Here is a 3,227-nt window from a genome sequence, read left to right as displayed (position 1 = left end):
TGCTGGTTTTCCACGGAACGAGCTCCAATAGCAACGTAACCTAAGACATCGGCTAGATAACTGTAATTCTCCGGATAAAGCATTTCATCAGCAGCCGGCATACCAAACTCAGAGATCGCGCGAATATGCAGACGACGAATGGCTTTAATACCTTCACACATATCCGGTGCTTTTTCCGGGTCTGGCTGATGAACCATCCCCTTATAGCCTTCCCCGGTAGTACGGGGCTTGTTGGTATAAATCCTGGGAACGATGTGAATGGTATCTTTGACCTTTTCTTGAACCTTGGCTAAGCGTTCAATATACTCACAAACCGGATCTTCATGGTCTGCCGAGCAGGGACCAATTATTAAAATGAAACGGTTGTCTTCGCTTGCCAAGATCTTTTTTACTTCTGCTACCCGTTTATCACGAAGGTCGCTTACCTTTTTACTTAAAGGCAAGTGCGCTATGATCTCTTCCGCCGGTGGTAACTTCTTTATAAATTTCATACTCATTTCATACACCCCAATTTCTACTTCAAACCAATCCAATCGGATATTGTTACAAGTATAGAGTTATTCTATAAAATTCGCAAGAAAAAAATCCTTTTTAGCGCTAATAATTACACCTTAAAATCCTTGACCATATCACTTAGGCCTTCCGCCATTCTCGCCAATTCTTCACTGGCAATACTAAGTTGACTCATGATATTATTTTGTTCCTCGACATGACCGGTCACGTTAGCACTACTAATAGCTACTTCATTAGTAGTGGTACTTATGGCCGCGATAGCCTCAGCAACTTGCTTAACAGCAAGAGACTGAGCATGAGCCGATTGGGCGATGGTATCAATAGTGGCATCCAATTCCTGTACAGACTGTTCAAGGGTTCCAAACTCTGCTTCCACTTTGTAGGATACTTCTTTCCCCTGGGCGACCTCTTTGGCACCAATGTTCATTTTTTCAACGGCATCAGCAATCTCCTTTTGGATAGAAAGAACTAAAGCCGAGATCTCCTCTACAGCGGTGCTGCTTTCCGAAGCTAATTTGCGAACCTCCTCGGCAACCACCGCAAATCCCCGTCCCTGCTCCCCTGCCCGCGCTGCTTCAATGGCAGCATTTAAAGCCAGTAAATTAGTTTGATCGGCAATACCGCTGATGGTATTAGAAATCGTACCAATCTTTTCCGAACTTAAACGCAGTTGCTCAATTGCACCGGCAATATCCCGTGTAACTATCTCAATGCCTTTCATCGTCTCCAAATTGTTCAAAATATCTTTCTTCCCTTCCTGAGAAAGATCGCGAACCATCCTGCTGGCATTAGCACCCTTTTGGGCTTGATCGGCAACAGTTAGCGTATTTTCAGCAACATTTTCTGTTACTGTCCTAGTTTCCTCCGCACTGGAGGCATTCTCCTGCATTCCTGCGGAGATCTGTTCGATTGAAGCCGTGATTTCCTCCATACGGACCCGACTGTCTTGAGCCGTAGCGGATAGTTCCTGGGATGAAGCTAATACGGCTTGAGCAGTCTGGATCACATGGGTGACAATTTCCCTTTGCTTACTAAGCATTTCATTAAAGGCTTTCCCTAAACGAGCGGTCTCATCGCGACCTTTTATCTCCACTTGAACCTGAAGATCACCTTGACCAGCCTTTTCAATCACCTTAAGCAATTTTTGGATTGGCTTGATGATTCGATTACTCATAAAGATTGCCAAAAGGATACTGACTAGAAAAACCACCGTACCTACAACAATTACTCTGGTAATAATGGCAAGCATTTCGTCCCTAACATCCGCTCTAGCCATGGCCTCCTGCCGCAGTTGATCCACCTGGCCATTGATCTCATTAGCCGTCTGATCAAATTCCGCCATAATCTTATTACCGGCATCAGGACCACCGTCAATATAAGCCTGAGCCATCTTTTTCCCCACAGCATAATAAGTATCGAAAGAAACATTTATTTCTTCATAGGCCTGCGCGCGGGACGGGTTGAGCTCCTTCAACTCTGTTAGTTGCTGCTTAAATTCTTTAGTCCATTTTTCAGCTTCCTCAAAACCATCATCATAACCTCCGGTAGCTCTTGTGGCACTGATATCCGTTAACCATTGCTGTACTTGAACCACCGAAAGCTTAAGCTTCTCGGTCTTAATTGCCGTTTGAATCCCTTGACTTACAAAATAGAAGGAACCAAAACTAAAGGCCTGAATTAACGAAACAAACAGAAAGATGCTCGCTATGATGATTAAAAACCTACCTCTGATACTTCTCATTATTTTTTCCCCTCCTTCGAAAAATGTTTCAAATAATTAAATTTATCCTAGAACCTTTTAAACTATCCTAATCGATTAAAGACCTCTCTTGATAAATTTCTACATCATCCGTTTGTTTTCCTTTGTTAATTTTTCTTTAAATCAAAATCAGATTATTCTATATTCACTCTTAGATTTCCAGGAGTATTGCCACTTTTCAAGAAGAATTAGTGGATTCCCTGCGAAAGATCGTAGAAATCAGCGAGACGGCCTTGGATTATCATTTAAAACGTTAAAGGTACCTATATTTGAACATTGAAAAACCTCCTCGTACAGACCGGGGAGGTTTAACTTGTATTCTTTTCATTATCGATTCTATATCCAGTGTTTAAGTATCAATTTGTACCTTCAAGGCACTTATCGGTGTTTCCTGCCAATTATTAGAATTTTGTTCTTCGCTCTTGCTCCTCAGGAAAGTCTTCTAGAGTCGGAGTCGGAATCAAATCCAGAGAAAATTCTTGTTCTTTGACATTTCGATAAAATTCTTTAACGCTTTCCAGGATCCTCTTATCCATTTCAATTCCTCCTTAAATCAATAGACAAGACACCCATATGAAACTCTAAATTTAGTATGCTAGAGTCTTAAGCCAATTATATTGGGAATTGAATCCATGGAAAGCTCCACCATAAGTGTCAAAGAAAATTCAAGTACAAGTGGCCAGTTTAAAATTGGAGAACATCAAATGAAAGTATAGCCCTATTAATTTAGTTTACGATCTGATCTTCCCCATAGATCATGTATTTTACGGTCGTAAGTTCTCTTAGTCCCATCGGGCCGCGGGCATGAAGCTTCTGGGTACTGATGCCGATCTCGGCACCAAAGCCAAAGCGTCCACCGTCAGTAAAGCGAGTGGAAGCGTTGACATAGACCGCAGCTGCATCCACCTCATTTAGGAAACGCTGTGCCGTGGTGTAATTCTCGGTAATGATTGTT

Annotated in this window: 3 protein-coding genes and 1 pseudogene; all 4 read right to left on the bottom strand. The window is 42.2% G+C overall.

The genetic code is table 11. The annotated features are described in order from the left end of the window. A partial coding sequence (locus AC1U9U_RS15760) for a DAHP synthetase I family protein (protein ID WP_479961500.1) occupies positions 1 to 497 on the bottom strand: 497 nt, incomplete at its 3' end. 107 nt (positions 498 to 604) lie between these two features. Next, on the bottom strand, positions 605 to 2,254 hold the full coding sequence (locus AC1U9U_RS15755; protein WP_479961499.1) for a methyl-accepting chemotaxis protein: 1,650 nt from the start codon (positions 2,252 to 2,254) through the stop codon (positions 605 to 607). A 419-nt stretch (positions 2,255 to 2,673) separates the two neighbouring features. Continuing rightward, the gene (locus AC1U9U_RS15750; RefSeq protein ID WP_479961498.1) at positions 2,674 to 2,808 is read right to left on the bottom strand and encodes a hypothetical protein; all 135 of its coding nucleotides are present in this window, start codon (positions 2,806 to 2,808) and stop codon (positions 2,674 to 2,676) included. A gap of 190 nt (positions 2,809 to 2,998) precedes the next feature. Next, positions 2,999 to 3,227: pseudogene (gene proA, locus AC1U9U_RS15745) on the bottom strand (glutamate-5-semialdehyde dehydrogenase); the annotation flags it as partial.

The sequence above is a fragment of the Desulfitobacterium sp. genome (assembly GCF_982384815.1).
This window is presented reverse-complemented; position numbering and strand designations above follow the sequence as displayed.

Bases quoted from the DNA above. Each gene is read 5' to 3' on its own strand.
- AC1U9U_RS15755 (WP_479961499.1), bottom strand. From the start codon at position 2,254: ATGAGAAGTATCAGAGGTAGGTTTTTAATCATCATAGCGAGCATCTTT.
- AC1U9U_RS15750 (WP_479961498.1), bottom strand. From the start codon at position 2,808: ATGGATAAGAGGATCCTGGAAAGCGTTAAAGAATTTTATCGAAATGTC.